Annotated in this window: 15 protein-coding genes; 8 read left to right on the top strand and 7 right to left on the bottom strand. The window is 66.4% G+C overall.

Annotated elements, in window-relative coordinates; all coding sequences use genetic code 11:
• Positions 1–40: 40 nt before the first annotated feature.
• Together AM586_RS15050 and AM586_RS15045 are read right to left on the bottom strand one after the other, a co-directional pair.
• The gene (locus AM586_RS15050) at positions 41–2,545 is read right to left on the bottom strand and encodes a TonB-dependent siderophore receptor (RefSeq protein ID WP_047826167.1); all 2,505 of its coding nucleotides are present in this window, start codon (positions 2,543–2,545) and stop codon (positions 41–43) included.
• A 143-nt stretch (positions 2,546–2,688) separates the two neighbouring features.
• Positions 2,689–3,621, bottom strand: coding sequence for a DUF808 domain-containing protein (locus AM586_RS15045; RefSeq protein ID WP_047826168.1), 933 nt, complete (start codon positions 3,619–3,621; stop codon positions 2,689–2,691).
• A gap of 195 nt (positions 3,622–3,816) precedes the next feature.
• Between AM586_RS15045 and AM586_RS15040 the strand changes: the two genes are divergently transcribed.
• From AM586_RS15040 to AM586_RS15005, 8 genes are all read left to right on the top strand, one after another.
• Positions 3,817–4,044: a BrnA antitoxin family protein gene (locus AM586_RS15040; protein WP_082439354.1), complete on the top strand. Its 228-nt coding sequence runs from the start codon at positions 3,817–3,819 to the stop codon at positions 4,042–4,044.
• 121 nt (positions 4,045–4,165) lie between these two features.
• Positions 4,166–4,450, top strand: a complete 285-nt coding sequence (locus AM586_RS15035; RefSeq protein WP_047826169.1) for an HU family DNA-binding protein — start codon at positions 4,166–4,168, stop codon at positions 4,448–4,450.
• A gap of 108 nt (positions 4,451–4,558) precedes the next feature.
• A complete protein-coding gene (locus AM586_RS15030; protein WP_047826170.1) occupies positions 4,559–5,191 on the top strand; it encodes a LysE family transporter in 633 nt (210 codons plus the stop codon).
• Between the two features lie 116 nt (positions 5,192–5,307).
• A complete protein-coding gene (locus AM586_RS15025; RefSeq protein WP_060566577.1) occupies positions 5,308–7,398 on the top strand; it encodes a DUF6600 domain-containing protein in 2,091 nt (696 codons plus the stop codon).
• A gap of 84 nt (positions 7,399–7,482) precedes the next feature.
• Positions 7,483–7,755, top strand: coding sequence for a DUF493 family protein (locus tag AM586_RS15020; protein ID WP_257791518.1), 273 nt, complete (start codon positions 7,483–7,485; stop codon positions 7,753–7,755).
• 85 nt (positions 7,756–7,840) lie between these two features.
• Positions 7,841–8,503 carry a lipoyl(octanoyl) transferase LipB gene (gene lipB / locus AM586_RS15015; RefSeq protein WP_047826172.1) on the top strand — a complete coding sequence of 221 codons (663 nt, stop codon included), beginning with the start codon at positions 7,841–7,843 and terminating at the stop codon, positions 8,501–8,503.
• 22 nt (positions 8,504–8,525) lie between these two features.
• On the top strand, positions 8,526–9,518 hold the full coding sequence (gene lipA / locus AM586_RS15010) for a lipoyl synthase (RefSeq protein WP_047826173.1): 993 nt from the start codon (positions 8,526–8,528) through the stop codon (positions 9,516–9,518).
• 187 nt (positions 9,519–9,705) lie between these two features.
• Positions 9,706–11,694 (top strand): helicase-related protein, encoded by a 1,989-nt coding sequence (locus AM586_RS15005; protein ID WP_047826503.1) that lies wholly within the window; start codon positions 9,706–9,708, stop codon positions 11,692–11,694.
• A 60-nt stretch (positions 11,695–11,754) separates the two neighbouring features.
• On the opposite strand, the gene AM586_RS15000 is transcribed toward AM586_RS15005, so the two are convergent.
• The 5 genes from AM586_RS15000 to AM586_RS14980 all read right to left on the bottom strand — a co-directional run bounded on the left by AM586_RS15000 (position 11,755) and on the right by AM586_RS14980 (position 14,653).
• Positions 11,755–11,958, bottom strand: coding sequence for a hypothetical protein (locus tag AM586_RS15000; protein ID WP_047826504.1), 204 nt, complete (start codon positions 11,956–11,958; stop codon positions 11,755–11,757).
• 36 nt (positions 11,959–11,994) lie between these two features.
• A complete protein-coding gene (locus tag AM586_RS14995; protein ID WP_047826505.1) occupies positions 11,995–12,624 on the bottom strand; it encodes a hypothetical protein in 630 nt (209 codons plus the stop codon).
• Positions 12,625–12,721: 97 nt separating this feature from the next.
• On the bottom strand, positions 12,722–13,243 hold the full coding sequence (locus tag AM586_RS14990; RefSeq protein WP_047826506.1) for a peroxiredoxin: 522 nt from the start codon (positions 13,241–13,243) through the stop codon (positions 12,722–12,724).
• 194 nt (positions 13,244–13,437) lie between these two features.
• On the bottom strand, positions 13,438–14,067 hold the full coding sequence (locus AM586_RS14985) for a BON domain-containing protein (RefSeq protein WP_047826507.1): 630 nt from the start codon (positions 14,065–14,067) through the stop codon (positions 13,438–13,440).
• Positions 14,057–14,653 carry a phosphoheptose isomerase gene (locus AM586_RS14980; protein WP_047826508.1) on the bottom strand — a complete coding sequence of 199 codons (597 nt, stop codon included), beginning with the start codon at positions 14,651–14,653 and terminating at the stop codon, positions 14,057–14,059. The genes AM586_RS14985 and AM586_RS14980 overlap by 11 nt, the downstream gene beginning before the upstream one ends.
• Positions 14,654–14,711: the final 58 nt, after the last annotated feature.

Here is a 14,711-nt window from a genome sequence, read left to right as displayed (position 1 = left end):
ACAATGCCGGGAATGGCGGTTGTTAAGTGCGCGGCCTTAATTAAAAGCTGTAGGTCGCGCGCGCGTACACGTAACGTCCGCCGGTACCGAACGGCGTGTAGTTCGCAAACGGCGTGTTGCTGGTCGTATTCAGCGACGGCGGCAGCGTTTCCGAGTACTGGTCGAACAGGTTGTCCGCGCCGATCGCCAGGTTGAGCTGGCGCGTGAGGGCGTAGCGCGCTTCCAGGTCGACGATGGTGTGCGGATGGATCAGGAAGTCGAAGGCCTGGGTGGTGCCCGGCGACAGCACTTCACCGTAGCGGGTGGCGCGCGCGGTCACGCCCCATTGTCCCAGCTTCCAGTTGGCGCTGGCCGTGATCTTGTTCTTCGGCTGGCCCTTCTCCAGCGTCAGCACGTTCACGCGGTCGAACAGCACCGGCGCCGGGTTCAGCGCCGCCAGCTGGGCGGTGGTCGGCACCTTGGTCACGTCGGTGTGGTTGAAGTTGCCGGCCAGGGTGAAGTCGAAGCGGCCGCTGGCGCCCAGGTTCAGCGGGTAGTTGGCGACGATGTCCACGCCTTCGGTCCTGGTTTCGACGCCGTTGATGAAGAAGCGGCCGCCGCCCACGCCGGTGAAGCCCTGCGCCACGATGTAGTTGCGCACCGCGGCCGAGGTCAGGTTTTCCGACAGGACGATGCGGTCACGCACGTTGATGCGGTAGGCATCGACCGTCAGCGTCAGCGGATCGAAGCGCACCACCGCGCCGAGCGAGAAGTTGGTCGACTTCTCGGCCTTCAGCGGCTTGGCGCCGAGCGCCACCGCGACCGGGTCGGTCGGCTTGAAGGTGGTGATCTCGAACGGCACGCCGTTGATGAAGTTGGTCGAGGTCGAGGTGAAGTTCTGCTGCTGCAGCGACGGCGCGCGGAAGCCGTTCTGCACCGAACCGCGCAGGGCGAAGGCCTTGCTGAAATCGTAGCGGCCGGACAGCTTGCCCGACAGGTTGCTGCCGAAGTCCGAGTAATGCTCGCCGCGCACTGCTGCCGAGGCCAGGAACTTGTCGGTGAGGTTGGCTTCCAGGTCGACGAAGGCGCCGACCGCGTTGCGGCTGGCATCGGTGGCGTTGGCCGGACGGAAGCCCGGGAACACCTGGGCGCCCGGCGCGGCCGGGGTGCCGTTGGCCAGCACTTCGCCGCCGTAGCGGTAGGAATCCGGTTCGCCCGCGTTCAGCTGGTAGCCCTCGCGGCGCGCTTCGAGACCGACCGCCACGTTCAGCGGCGAGGCCAGGCCGGCCATGTCGACCTTGCGCACGCCGGTCAGGTTCAGCACCGTCTGGTCGTAGGCGAAGCCGCCGGCGTCGAACACGGTCTTGCTGGACGCGCCGATCGAGCGGTTCAGGGTGTTCTGGATCTCGTAATCCATCTTGTTCTTGCCGTAGACGATGGACGCGTCCATGTCCCAGGCGCCCGCGGTCCAGGTCACGCCGCCGGCGGCGCTGTAGTCGTCGACGGACGGCGCGATGATCGGCAGGAAGCCGTCCGGATAGATCGACTGGATGTTGCGCGCGTCCTGCGGCGTGCGGAAGTAGCCGGCCGAACGGGCGTCGCGCTTCTGGTAGCTGGCCCAGCCGTAGACCTTGACGTCCGCCGTGATGTTGTTGCCGGCGTTGACGAACAGGGTCGACTGCTTGACTTCGGGCTCGCCGTACCAGGCGTCGAAGCGGTTGATGGTCAGCTCGCGCGGATCGTAGGCGCCGTTGACCTTGGCGTACAGCTGGCGCATGTCGTAGCCGGCGCGCTCGGTGTGTTCCTGGTTCTTGTATTCGGCGGCCAGGGTGACGTAGCCGGTTTCGCCCCAGGGCAGGCCTTTCCAGGCGCTGACGGTAGTGGTCTGGCCGTCGGTGCGCTTGCGCGAGTTCGGCGCGGTCCAGGTGCCGCCGGCCGGGGCGGCGTCGTTCAGCAGGTCGTACTCGGTCACGTGCGCGCCGTAGACGACGGAACCTTCGCCGCCGCTGCGGTCGGTGCGCAGGCGGACGTTGACCACGCCCGAGATCGCATCCGAGCCGTACTGGGCGGCGGCGCCGTCACGCAGCACTTCGATGGTCTTGACCATCGACGAAGGGATCGTGTTCAGGTCGACCGAGGCCGAACCGCGGCCGATACTGCCGTTCAGGTTGACCAGCGAGGAGGCGTGGCGGCGCTTCGAGTTGACCAGCACCAGCGACTGGTCCGGCGCCATGCCGCGCAGGGTGGCCGGGCGGATCGTATCGGTGCCGTCGGTCAGCGAGGGACGCGGGAAGTTCAGCGAGGGCAGGGCCACGGCCAGGGCCTGGTTCAGTTCGGTGGAACCGGAGGTCTTGAGGGTCTCCGCGGAGATGATGTCGACCGGCGAGGCGGTGTCGAGGGCGGTGCGGTTCGCGACGCGCGTGCCGGTGACGACCACGGTGGCGGCATTGCCGCTGGTGGCGCTGGCGGTATCACCGGTTTCCTGGGCCTGCGCGGCGGCGCCGGCAAACAGTGAGGCAATCGATAAAGCGAGTACGGTCTTTTCCGGGGCAAAGCGTTGTTTCATCTATCGTTCCTTCTTGTTGGGATGCACTTTAGAACGATACTGTTCCGCATATTTACCGTTGTCAATTTTCCCAGATTGCATAGATGTAATTCTGCAACAGGTCCCGCCTGTCAGGAAAACGTAAGCGAGCGATCAAGCGGGGCTTATTTCTTGCCGCGCAGGCGCTGGACCAGGGTAACTCCCAGCAGCACGACCGCGCCGACCACCACCCCGGCCACGGCGTCGATCAGGGTCGGGGTCACGGCCGCCAGCAGGCCGCCCAGCAGCGGCACGCCGGCGACGGCGTGGGAAGCGCCTTCGGCCAGGTGGTGCAGCGGTTCGAAGGCATGGCCGATGATGCCGCCGCCGACCATGAACATGGCAACGGTGCCGATCACCGACAGCGCCTTCATCAGGCGTGGCGCGGCCGCCAGCAGCAGGTTGCCGATGGCGCGCGCGGCGGCGCCGCTCTTCCGGCTCAGGTACAGTCCGAGGTCGTCGATCTTGACGATGCCCGCCACCACGCCGTAGACCCCGATCGTCATCGCGACCGCCACCGCGACCAGGGCCGCGACCTGGGCGCCGAAGGAGGCGCCCTGCGCGTTGACCACGCCCAGCGCGATCACGATGATTTCCGCCGACAGGATGAAGTCGGTGCGCACTGCGCCCTTGATCTTCTCCTTTTCGACTTCCCGCATATCGGCGTTGGCGGCCAGCGCCTGCACCAGTTCCTCCTCGTGGGCGGCGTCCTCGGCCTCGCTGTGCAGGAACTTGTGGGCCAGCTTCTCGAAGCCTTCGAAGCAGAGGTAGGCGCCGCCGACCATCAGCAGCGGCGTGATCGCCCACGGGATGAAAGCGGAGATTGCCAGCGCGGCCGGCACCAGGATCGCCTTGTTCTTCAGCGAGCCGACCCCGACCGCCCACACCACCGGCAGTTCGCGGTCGGCGTTCACGCCGCTCACCTGCTGGGCGTTCAGGGCCAGGTCGTCGCCGAGCACCCCGGCCGTCTTCTTGGCCGCGACCTTGCTCATCAGGGCGACGTCGTCGAGCACGCTCGCGATATCGTCAATTAACGCTAGCAAACTGCCTGCAGCCATTGTTTCACCTCCAATATCAAGATGGCCACATCTTAACCGAGGCTTCACAGCTTCTTCACACGGTTCAGGCGCGTAATTTGCGTTTCATCCCCGGAAATCTGCATCTCGTCGCTTTCCGGCGGAGCCCCGCCGGCGTCATACGTATAGTGACAACATTGGCTGCGGTGCAGCAGCCTTGCCGACGAAGGAGATGCCATGACCACTACGCTCGCCAGTTTCGCCACGCTCGACCTGCCGGTCGCACCGCGCCGCCGCGCCCGTCCGCCCAAGCGCAAGACCCGCATCACCATCTACCTCGACGACGAGGTGCTGGACGAATTCCGCCTGCGCGCCGAGCGCACCGGCACCGGTTACCAGACACTGATCAACGCCGCCCTGCGCACCCGACTGGCTGTGCAGGAGGCCAGCGCATCCCCCGCCTGACCCTGCCAAAACGCAGGAAGCCTGTTGCGACAGGGCGTACGGCCAGCGTACGCCTTGTCGAGGACATTACATATGGCAATTAATTATGCTAATCTTCCGGCTCTTTCAACCCGGAGGATTTATGAAAAAAGGCGAACTGATCGCTGAATTTGCGAAGCGTACCGAGCTGTCCGGTGCCGCTGCCAACGAGGCAGTGAACACCATCATCGACATCATCACCGAGCGCCTGAAGAAGGGCGACACGGTCGGTATCACCGGCTTCGGCACGTTCTCGGTCACCAAGCGCGCTGCCCGCAAAGGCCGCAACCCGGCTACCGGCGAAGTGATCAAGATCGCTGCGTCGAAGACCCCGCGCTTCGCTGCCGGCGCCACCCTGAAGGCTGCCGTCAACCCGAAGAAGAAGTAAGCTGTCCCCCGGCGGGCCGCAGTCCGGCGTCATGCCGGTCGCTGCGCGCCCAGCCCGGCCGTTCCCGATTCCGCATTCCCTCTCTCCTTCCTTTACCGTCATCCCAGCATGCCATTCTCCACCTGGATCGCGTTCGTCATCGCCGGCGTCCTGATCGCCCTTTCGCCCGGTTCGGGCGCCGTGCTGTCGATGTCGCACGGCCTGGCGTACGGCCTCAAGAAGGCCAGCGCGACCGTGCTGGGATTGCAGCTGGGCCTGATCCTGGTGCTGGTCATCGCCGGCGCCGGCGTCGGTTCGCTGGTGCTGGCCTCCAGCGCCGTCTTCACCGCCGTCAAGATCGCCGGCGCGCTGTACCTGATCTGGCTGGGCATCGGCCAGTGGCGCTCGAAAGCCAAGGCGAGCGGCGTGCCGACCGCCGGCCTGGAAGCCCATCCCTCTTTCGGCCGGCGCGTGCTGACCGGTTTTCTCACCAACGCCACCAACCCGAAAGGGATCATCTTCATGGTCGCGGTGCTGCCCCAGTTCATTTCCAAGGACGGCTCGATGCTGCTGCAGCTGGCGATCCTGGGCGGGACCATGGTGACCATCGACACCACCGTGATGCATGGCTATGCTTTCCTCGCCTCGTCGATGCAGCGCTTCTTCCGCGACGAGCACGCGGTCAGGATGCAAAACCGTTTCTTTGGCGGGGTGCTGATGGTGATGGGTTGCCTGCTCTTCTTGGTGAAGCGCCACACCTGATCCATGCTGGTGAAATAACTATTTCGCAACGATTTGTAACGGGCGTCGTCCGTCCGCGCGCTCGTGCGTTGTAAGCGGGTATAACGAATAACAAACAATCCACGCTGGAGACTGCCATGTCGAACCCGATCCTGAAGTCGGCCATGCTGCTGGCCTTCGCCACCCTGTCCGCGCTGGCCGTGGCGGCGGACGATCCGCCGGCCCGCGTCGGCCGCGTCGCGCTCACCCAGGGCCGGGTCAGCATCGGCGGCGAGGTCGGCGCCGAAATGACCCCGGCCCAGGTCAACTGGCCGGTCACCTCGGGCACCATGCTCACCACCGCCGCAGGCAGCCGCACCGAACTGCGCATCGGCTCCACTTCGATCCGCCTGGACGGCGATTCCTCGCTCGAAGTCACCGAGCTGGACGACGACAGCATCCGCCTGCGCCTGTACTACGGCAGCGCCAGCGTGCGCATCGTGAACGCGGACGTGCTGCGCGGCTTCGAGCTGCTCACCCCGCAGGCGCGCGTGCGCCTGCAGCAGCCGGGCAGGGTGCGCATCGACGCCGAGCGCCTGCGCGACACCAGCGCCGTCAATGTGTTCGACGGCGCCGCCCTGGTCGATGCCGGCGGCTCCCAGCTGACGGTCCGCGCCGGCAAGCGCCTCGAGGTCACCGACGACGACATGCGCACCGCGAATGCCCAGCAGGATGCCTTCGACAGCTGGTCGTTCTCGCGTGACCGGATCGAGGACAACGCGGCCTCGCGGCGCTACGTCACCACCGAGATGACCGGCTACGAAGACCTGGACCGCTACGGCAGCTGGCGCACCGACAGCGAATACGGCCCGCTGTGGATGCCCGCCGTCGCCGCCGACTGGGTGCCTTACCGCGACGGCAGCTGGACCTGGATCGAGCCCTGGGGCTGGACCTGGGTCGACAACGCGCCCTGGGGCTATGCGCCCTTCCACTACGGCCGCTGGGTCTACGTCAACCGCCGCTGGGCCTGGGCGCCCGGCAGCCGCGTCGAACACGCGGTGTGGGCGCCGGCGCTGGTCGGCTGGGTCGGCGGCAGCGGCTGGGACTTCACCTTCCGCGACCGCAGCCGCCGTCCCGGCTTCGGCTGGTATCCGCTGTCGCCGCACGACCGCTACGTCCCGTCCTACCACGCTTCCGAGAATCACCTGCGCTGGCTGAACGACCACGTGCGGACCACCCCGCAGCGCGGGCGCGACTACCGTCCGCAGGGCTTGACCGTGGTGCCGCAGGACCGCTTCGGCGCCGGCGGCCGGGTCAACGTGCGGAAGGCGCCGATCGCCACCGTGCCGCCGGCGCTGGTGCATAACGGCCAGAACATGAATATTCCGGCGACCAGCGCGCCGCCCGCGCCGCCGAACCGGCCGCACCGCGGCAACGTCGCCGACCGTGACCACGACCGCGAGCACGACCGCGGAGCGGGCCGCCCCGACCGTTTCGAGGCGCAGCGCGTGGACCGCAATGGCGACCGCGAGCACGACCGCAACGGCGGACCGGGCCGCCCGGACCGCATCGAGACCGCGCGCGCCGAGCGCGACGGCTTCGTGCGCCAGGGGCCGCGGCCGCAGCCGGTCATTGTGCAACAGCAGCAGGCGCCCGGTACGGTGCCGATGGCGGCGCCGGTCCGCCCGCAGGGCGTGGTGAGCCCGACGCCGCACCAGCCGACCCAGGCCCAGCCAGTGGTGTCGCCGACGCCGCACATGCCGTCGACGCCGCAGCCGCTGACCAGCAGCGCGCCCGTGTTCCACGATCCGTCCCTGCTGCCCGGCGCCCCGCCGCCGCGCCAGGAGCGCCAGGAGCGCCGCGACTGGGATGCGGAGCGCCGCGATGGCCGTGAGCACCGCGACGGCCGCAATGGCCATGAAGGCATCGACCCGCGCCGCGAACGCCGCGACGAGGGTGAGCGCCAGGAGCGCCAGGAGCGCCGCCCGGCGCCGGTGTCGATGGCGGCGCCGCCCGCACCGGTCCAGCACGCCGCCGTCATGACGGCGCCGCAGCCTGCACCGCAGCGCGTGGCGCCGCCGCCGCCACCGCCTCCGCCGGCGCCCGCCCCGGCTGCGGTCGCCTCGGCGCCGCCGGTGGCCCGTCCTGCGCCGCCGCCGCCCCAGGCCAGCGCACCGGCACATCCGGCGCCCGCCCGCGCCGAGGAACGCAAGCGCGGCGACGAGCACGCCCGCCAGCAGGAGCGCTGAGCCGTTTTGCCTGCGGTTCCGGATCGCGGCCGGCCTCGCCCGGCGCGATCCGGGGACTTTGGCTACAATGCTGGTTTTACAGGAGTGGCCATGGACCCGAAAGAATCCCTCATCGAATACCCCAGCGATTTTCCGATCAAGGTGATGGGCGCGACGCATGAGGAGTTCGCCACGACCATCCTCGAGCTCATCGTCCTGCACGACCCGAGTTTCCACGAAGGCAAGATGGAAGTGCGTCCTTCCGCCAAGGGCAACTACACCGGCCTGACCGTGATCGTCCGCGCCACCAGCCGCGAGATGCTGGACAAGCTGTACAGCGAGCTGTCCTCGCACCCGATGGTCAAAGTCGTGCTCTGAACAACAGGCATGGAGGGCCTGCGGGCACGGGACATGAGCCTGGCTTATAATGTCGAGGCATTCCATTTCTGTTCCCACAGCTTCCATGCCAGTGACCAGCACCGCCGCGCCGCTCATCCGTGAGCTTGGCCGCGCCGACTACGACACCGTCTTTGCCGCCATGCGTGCCTTCACGGACGCGCGCACGCCCGACACCTCCGACGAATTCTGGATCGTCGAGCACCCGCCGGTGTACACGCTCGGCCTCGGCGCCGACCGTAGCCACGTCCTGAACCCGCACGACATTCCCGTGGTGCAGACCGACCGCGGCGGCGAGGTGACCTACCACGGTCCCGGCCAGGTCGTGATCTACCTGCTGATGGACCTGCGCCGCAACAAGCCGGGCGGCAAGCTGTATGCCCGCCAGTTCGTCCACAAGATCGAGCAGGCAGTCATCGACGTGCTGGCGGCGTATAATCTGGCGGGTGAACGCGTCGAAGGCGCGCCCGGCATCTACATCGCCGACGGCCCGCGCAAGGGCGCCAAGATCGCCGCCCTCGGCCTGAAGGTGCGCGGCAACGGCTGCACCTACCACGGCGTCTCGCTGAACGTGGCGATGGATCTGTCTCCCTTCACCTGGATCAACCCGTGCGGCTATTCCGGGCTGGCCACAGTGGACATGCGCACCATGGGCGTCGAAGCGCCGTTGCACGATGTGCAGCAGGCCCTCGCCCGGGCGCTGGCCAACAACCTGTCGCAAACTAACTGAAACCCTACCGGGGCAAGAGCCAATGACTTCCGAAATCGATACCGGCACCGCCGCAGCAGCTGCCTACAATGCCAGCGAAAAGCAAAAAGGCGCGAGCAAGACGTCGCGCATCCCGATCAAGATCGTGCCGGTCGAGCAGCACGAGCGCCTGAAGAAGCCGGACTGGATTCGCGTAAAAGCCGCCACCGCCTCCTCGCGCTTCTACGAGATCAAGGACATCCTGCGCGCCAACAACCTGGTGACGGTGTGCGAAGAAGCGAGCTGCCCGAACATCGGCGAATGCTTCGGCAAGGGCACCGCGACCTTCATGATCATGGGCGACAAGTGCACCCGCCGCTGCCCGTTCTGCGACGTCGGCCACGGCCGTCCGGATCCGCTGGACGTGAACGAGCCGGGCAACCTGGCCAAGACCATCGCCGACCTGCGCCTGTCCTACGTAGTGATTACCTCGGTCGACCGCGACGACCTGCGTGACGGCGGCGCCGGCCACTTCGTCGAGTGCATCCAGAAAACCCGCGCATTGAGCCCGAACACCAAGATCGAAGTGCTGGTGCCGGACTTCCGCGGCCGCCTGGAAAAGGCCCTGAACATCTTTGCCGACGGCCTGCCGGACGTGATGAACCACAACCTGGAAACCGTGCCGCGCCTGTACAAGGAAGCCCGTCCGGGCGCCGACTACAAGCACTCGCTGGAACTGCTGCGCGATTTCAAGGCCAAGTACCCGAACGCCGTGACCAAGTCCGGCCTGATGGTGGGCCTGGGCGAGACCGACGAGGAAATCCTCGAAGTCATGCGCGACATGCGCGAGCACAACATCGACATGCTGACCATCGGCCAGTACCTGGCGCCGTCGAACTCGCACCTGCCGGTGCGCCGCTACGTGCACCCGGACACCTTCAAAATGTTCGAAGAGAAGGCCTACGAGATGGGCTTCGTGCACGCGGCCGTGGGCGCGATGGTGCGTTCCTCGTACCATGCGGACCAGCAGGCGCACGAGGCGGGCGTGGCTGCGTAAGCCAGCCTTTCCTCGACCAGCAGCACATGGTGGGCGGAGGCCGCCCACCCTACCGGATCGAATTCCGTAGGGTGGGCGCCTCCGCCCACCGCTTTTTTACCGATTGATCCCGCACGTGGCTTGCCGAACGTAGCCCGCGCGCCTGTCGCGCTATATTGGCAAGACCTCAGCCCGTGCACACAAGAACATGAGCCAACACCATTCCCGTTATCCCGAGAACGACAACGACACCCAGGACGACGACGCCTTCCTCGAGCGCGAACTGAAGCTGCATGAGCGCGGCGCCGAACTGGTCAAGATGGAAGGCCGCGTCTTCCTGCGCTTTTCCGGCGCGGTGCGTGTCGACGGCCTGCACGTCGACTACCGCCTGGTGCCGGCGCGCGGCGTGCTGGCCAAGCCGAGCAAATGGCGCAAGATGGAGCTCGGCACGCGGCGCGAACTCATCGAGGAACGCGCCACCCGCGACGCCATCGACGACCTGAACCAGGAAGTCGAGGAATTCGTGCGCGACATCGCCGACCAGTGCGACGAGGCCGGCTTCGATCCCATGTTGTTCCTGCATGTGCTGGAAGAACTGGAAACGGCCGAGCCGGCCGAATATGTGTTCGAGCGCATCCACCAGCGCCTCGACCACGCCATCGAGCGCGACCAGGAAGAGCGTCACGCCGCGCGCACCAAGGAAAGCATCAACCTGGCGGAGTACCCCGGCTCCTTCGAGGTCGCCAGCAAGATGGCGCGCCGCTTCGTCGCCCTGCTGGGGCCGACCAACTCCGGCAAGACCCACCGCGCGATGGAGCACCTGGCCCAGGCCGAAAGCGGCGTCTACCTGGCCCCGCTGCGCCTGCTGGCGCTGGAAAACTACGAGCGCCTGCAAGGCGTCGTCCGCGAAGACGGCGCGCCGCTGGCCGTCAGCCTGGTCACGGGCGAGGAGCGGCGCCTGGCCGAGAACGCGACCCACGTCGCCAGCACCGTCGAGATGCTCGATACCAAAACGAAGGTCGAGGTGGCGGTGATCGACGAGATCCAGATGCTGGCCGACCGCGACCGCGGCGCCGCCTGGACCGCGGCCGTGTGCGGTGCGCCGGCGTCCGTCGTCTACCTGGTCGGGGCGCCGGAAGCGCGGCGCGCGATCGAGGCGCTGGCCGAACGGCTGGAGTGTCCGCTCGAAGTCCACGTGCTCAAGAGAAAGGCGCCGCTGTCGATGGAGCCCAGCGCCGTGCGCAAGATCCGCAACCTGAAACGCGGCGACGCCGTGATCGCCTTTTCGCGGCGCGACGTGCTGATGTGGCGCGACATGATCACGGAAACCGGCCTGTCGGTGGCCACCGTCTACGGCAACCTGTCGCCGGAAGTGCGGCGTGCCCAGGCCGAGCGCTTCCGCGAGGGCCAGGCCGACATCGTGGTCGGCACCGACGCCCTGGCGATGGGCCTGAACATGCCGATCCAGCGCATCGTGATGACCACGGCGGTGAAATACAACGGCGTCGAGGAGGAAGAGATCTCGGCCGCGCTGGCCAGGCAGATCGCCGGACGGGCAGGGCGCTACGGGGTGCACGAGGAGGGCTTTGTCGCCGGCTACGACGACGATACCCACGACATCATGCGCGCGCTGATGAAGGAAAAGATCCCGCCGGTGCCGGCCAGCGGTTTCGCGGTCGCGCCTTCGCTCGAACAATTACACCGGATCGCCTCGGTGACCGGCGAGACCTCCCTGGTGAAGCTGCTGCGCCGCTTCGTGCACAACATCGACGTGCCGGACGGTTTTTTCTATCCGCGCATCACGGAGGAGCAGAACGAGCGCGCCGAGTGGCTCGATACCCTCGACCTGAGCGTGGCCGAGAAGTTCACGATGTCGCTGGTGCCGATCTCGACCAGGGTGCCGACGCTGGAAAGCGCCTGGAGCCACTGGGCGCAGTCATTGGCGAAAAGACGGATCAGCAAGCTGGAGCCGCATCCGCAGTCGCTGTTCTGGCAAAACCTGCAGGAAGTCGAGGACACCTGCCGCATGTACTCGGCCTATGCCTGGCTGGGTTACCGGATGCCGGATTTCTTCCCCAGCATCGAGCTGGCCCAGCAACTGGCGCGCGAGGCGTCCGAACGGGTCGATTCCTTGCTGCAGCAGCAGAATGCGGCGGCGCGCAAGCGGCAGTCGAAGAAAGAAAAAGGGCGGTGGTAGTTTGCAAGCGTCGTCCCGCCTGCGCGGGGACGACGGAGTGAAGCGCGGGGGCAGCGAAAATCAAGCCGTCCTGGCCTTCGCCACCGCCTCCAGCCACTCTTCCCAGATCGCCGGATCCCGGCTGTGCCCGTCCGCCCCGAGCTTGTATTCGCTGACCAGGTCGGCCAGGTCGCTGGATTCGGTCAGCTCGACCTCGCGTTCGAGAAAGACCAGCATGGCCCGGTAGGCCTGCTCGACCGTCAGGATGTTGTCTGCTGCGCTCATCTCGTCTCCTCCAGGTGTCGATGGAGACAGCTTACCTCAAGGCCGGCAGCGCGCCGTGATCCCGGTGCCGTTCGCGCCCGCCACCGGGATGTCGGACGGCGGCGTGCCATTGCCCAGCACCCGGGTGTGGCCGCCCACGTAGGACAAGGGCAATTCCTCGCCCGCGTAATCGGACAGGTCCTGCGACACGTAGATCGCGAAGCGGTAGTCGAGATTCGGGTAGAAGCCGTGGCGGAACACCTGGCTGGGCGGGCCTTCGTGGATCTCCGCCGCGATGGCGTCGACGATGGCGCCGGTGTCGGTACGCGTGTTCAGGTCGATCGTGTCGTCGAGCCGCAGCGTGTAGGGGCGCAGCGGGCCGAAGCGCCGGCCGCCGAACTGCACGCGGAAACGGTCGACGTCGTAATAGAAGGCCGGCACGGCGGGATTGGTGACGTCCACGCTGCACAGCACGAACACGGCCCAGAAGCCGCGCGATTCGAGCGGCTGCACGAAATGGATGGCATCGTCGCGCCGCAGCGGCACCGGCGTCCTGAAGTCGATCCGGTGCACGTTCGCGACGTGCTGGTAATGCAGGATGACGGTGTCGCGCAGTCCCGGGTCGGCGCTCGTGCAGCCCGCCAGCAGGAGCGGGAGCAGGAGGGAGGACTTGGACAAATTGCGCATGTAAATCTCCTTTGCCAGCGGACGCGTCAAGCTTGGGCCAAGCAGACAGGCAGGACTTGCGGGAGCTCAGGTGTGCGCGGGAGCGTCAAAACGCGGCTCAGCTTGCGCTCAGCGACTTCTGCAGCAAGGCGTGCAGGGAGGCGAAATCCGGCTCGCCCAGGTAGCGCTTGAGGATCTTGCCGTCCTTGCCGATCACGAAGGTGGTCGGGGTCATGGCCACGTCGCCGAACTGCTTGGCCAGGTCGCCGCCCGAATCGAGCGCGACCTTGAACGGCAGCTTGCGGGTCTCGGCGTAGTTCAGCACATAGTTCGGCGGATCGTAGCTCATCGCGACGGCAACGAATTCCAGGCCCTGCTGGCGGAACTTGTTGTAGGTCTCGACCATCTGCGGCATTTCCTTCACGCAGGTGGCGCAGGACGTGGCCCAGAAATTGACCATCACGACCTTGCCGCGCAAGTCCTGCGAGCTGATCTTCTTGCCGTCGATGCTGATGAAGGTGACGTCGGGCGCGCTCGGCTGCTGGCTGAGCGTGGCGAAGCCGATGCCGGCGATCGCAAGCACGGCGGCGCCGATGGCGGCCGGCTTGATCCAGGAGCGGTGGGAGGTGGAAGCGGTCATGGGGTCATCTCATCCGTGATCGGGCGACAGTTCATTATAGGCCTGCCACCCTTTCCTTGCCGAAGAGTCCCGGCGCCGAGCGCCTCACAAGACTCCATGGCGGCGTTGCATTGTCTCGCCGTACTGGCGTACTGGCGTACTGTCTTCGACCATGCGCCTTGCCCTGAAGTCTTGTTAGACGCTCGGAATGATGCTTACTGGGAAGCCTGCGGCGGCTGCTGCGGCTGCATCGCGCGCAGGTCTTCTTCGCTGATGTATTCGAACATCTTAACCACGCGCATCACGCCGGACACGCCTTGCGCCACCTGGGCCGCGATATTGCCTTCGCGCTGGGTCACCAGGCCCATCAGGTAGACAGTGCCGCGCTCGGTCACGACCTTGAAGGAATTCGCGGACACCGTCTTCTTGTCGGCCAGGCTGAGCTTGACCTTGCTGGTGATCAGGGCGTCGCTCGAACGCGAGGTGTAGCTCGACGGACCGGCGACGACCAGCTCGTTCATCACGTTGTCGACATTGGTGATGCTGCGCACCTCGTTCTCGACGGCGCGCTTCATTTCCTCGTCGCGCACTTCGCCGGTCAGCAGCACCTTGCGGTTGTAGCTGTTGACGTTGACGTGGCCGGCATCGCCGACGATCTGCGGCAGATGGGTATCGGCCTTCACGGCGATCGCCTTGTCTTCGGTCTGGGCGCCCAGGGTGCGGCGGTCGGAGGTCGCCATTGCGCCCGCGACCATGCCGCCGGCCACCACGGCCACGCAACCTTGCAGGGATGCCATCAGGGAAGCGAGTACGGCGGCGGTCAGGACGACTTTCTTAACTTGCATCTTCTTCTCCGAACAGGGCGACGTCCAGGCCGTCGCAGATACTGTGGATCGCCACCAGGTGCACTTCCTGGATGCGCGCGGTACGTGCGTGCGGCACGTTGATATGGACATCGGCCTCGGTCAGCAGCTTGCCCAGCTTGCCGCCATCCTTGCCGGTCAGCGCGACCACGCGCATCTCGCGCTCGAGCGCGGCTTCAGCCGCCGCCAGCACGTTGGCGGAATTGCCGGAGGTCGAGATCGCCAGCAGGATGTCGCCGGCCTGGCCGAAGGCCTGCACCTGCTTGCTGAAGATCTCGTTGAAGCTGTAGTCGTTGCCGACCGCGGTGATGATCGAGGTGTCGGTGCTCAGCGAGATCGCGGGCAGCGGAAAACGCTCGCGCTCGAAGCGGCCGACCAGTTCGGCGGCAAAGTGCTGCGAGTCGCCGGCCGAACCGCCGTTGCCGCATGCCAGGATCTTGTTGCCGTTGGACAGGGCATTGAACATCAGTTCGATGGCCTGGGAAATGGGTTGTGCCAGCAGCTGGCCCGACTTCAGCTTGAGTTCGGCGCTTTCCTGGAAATGAGCGAGGATGCGTTGAGTATTCATGGTCGAAGATTATAGTGCAGCGGCAACGTCTACCGCGCAAGTGGGGTAAAAAATGCTT

It is taken from the genome of Massilia sp. WG5, assembly GCF_001412595.2.
Classification (GTDB): domain Bacteria; phylum Pseudomonadota; class Gammaproteobacteria; order Burkholderiales; family Burkholderiaceae_D; genus Telluria.
This window is presented reverse-complemented; position numbering and strand designations above follow the sequence as displayed.

Excerpts from the sequence above, each read along its gene's own strand:
- AM586_RS14985 (WP_047826507.1), bottom strand. The coding sequence starts at position 14,067 with ATGCAAGTTAAGAAAGTCGTCCTGACCGCCGCCGTACTCGCTTCCCTG.
- AM586_RS15030 (WP_047826170.1), top strand. The coding sequence starts at position 4,559 with ATGCCATTCTCCACCTGGATCGCGTTCGTCATCGCCGGCGTCCTGATC.
- AM586_RS15000 (WP_047826504.1), bottom strand. The coding sequence starts at position 11,958 with ATGAGCGCAGCAGACAACATCCTGACGGTCGAGCAGGCCTACCGGGCC.
- AM586_RS15035 (WP_047826169.1), top strand. The coding sequence starts at position 4,166 with ATGAAAAAAGGCGAACTGATCGCTGAATTTGCGAAGCGTACCGAGCTG.
- AM586_RS15025 (WP_060566577.1), top strand. The coding sequence starts at position 5,308 with ATGTCGAACCCGATCCTGAAGTCGGCCATGCTGCTGGCCTTCGCCACC.
- AM586_RS15050 (WP_047826167.1), bottom strand. The coding sequence starts at position 2,545 with ATGAAACAACGCTTTGCCCCGGAAAAGACCGTACTCGCTTTATCGATT.
- AM586_RS15005 (WP_047826503.1), top strand. The coding sequence starts at position 9,706 with ATGAGCCAACACCATTCCCGTTATCCCGAGAACGACAACGACACCCAG.
- lipB (WP_047826172.1), top strand. The coding sequence starts at position 7,841 with ATGCCAGTGACCAGCACCGCCGCGCCGCTCATCCGTGAGCTTGGCCGC.
- AM586_RS14995 (WP_047826505.1), bottom strand. The coding sequence starts at position 12,624 with ATGCGCAATTTGTCCAAGTCCTCCCTCCTGCTCCCGCTCCTGCTGGCG.
- AM586_RS14980 (WP_047826508.1), bottom strand. The coding sequence starts at position 14,653 with ATGAATACTCAACGCATCCTCGCTCATTTCCAGGAAAGCGCCGAACTC.
- AM586_RS14990 (WP_047826506.1), bottom strand. The coding sequence starts at position 13,243 with ATGACCGCTTCCACCTCCCACCGCTCCTGGATCAAGCCGGCCGCCATC.
- AM586_RS15040 (WP_082439354.1), top strand. The coding sequence starts at position 3,817 with ATGACCACTACGCTCGCCAGTTTCGCCACGCTCGACCTGCCGGTCGCA.
- AM586_RS15045 (WP_047826168.1), bottom strand. The coding sequence starts at position 3,621 with ATGGCTGCAGGCAGTTTGCTAGCGTTAATTGACGATATCGCGAGCGTG.
- lipA (WP_047826173.1), top strand. The coding sequence starts at position 8,526 with ATGACTTCCGAAATCGATACCGGCACCGCCGCAGCAGCTGCCTACAAT.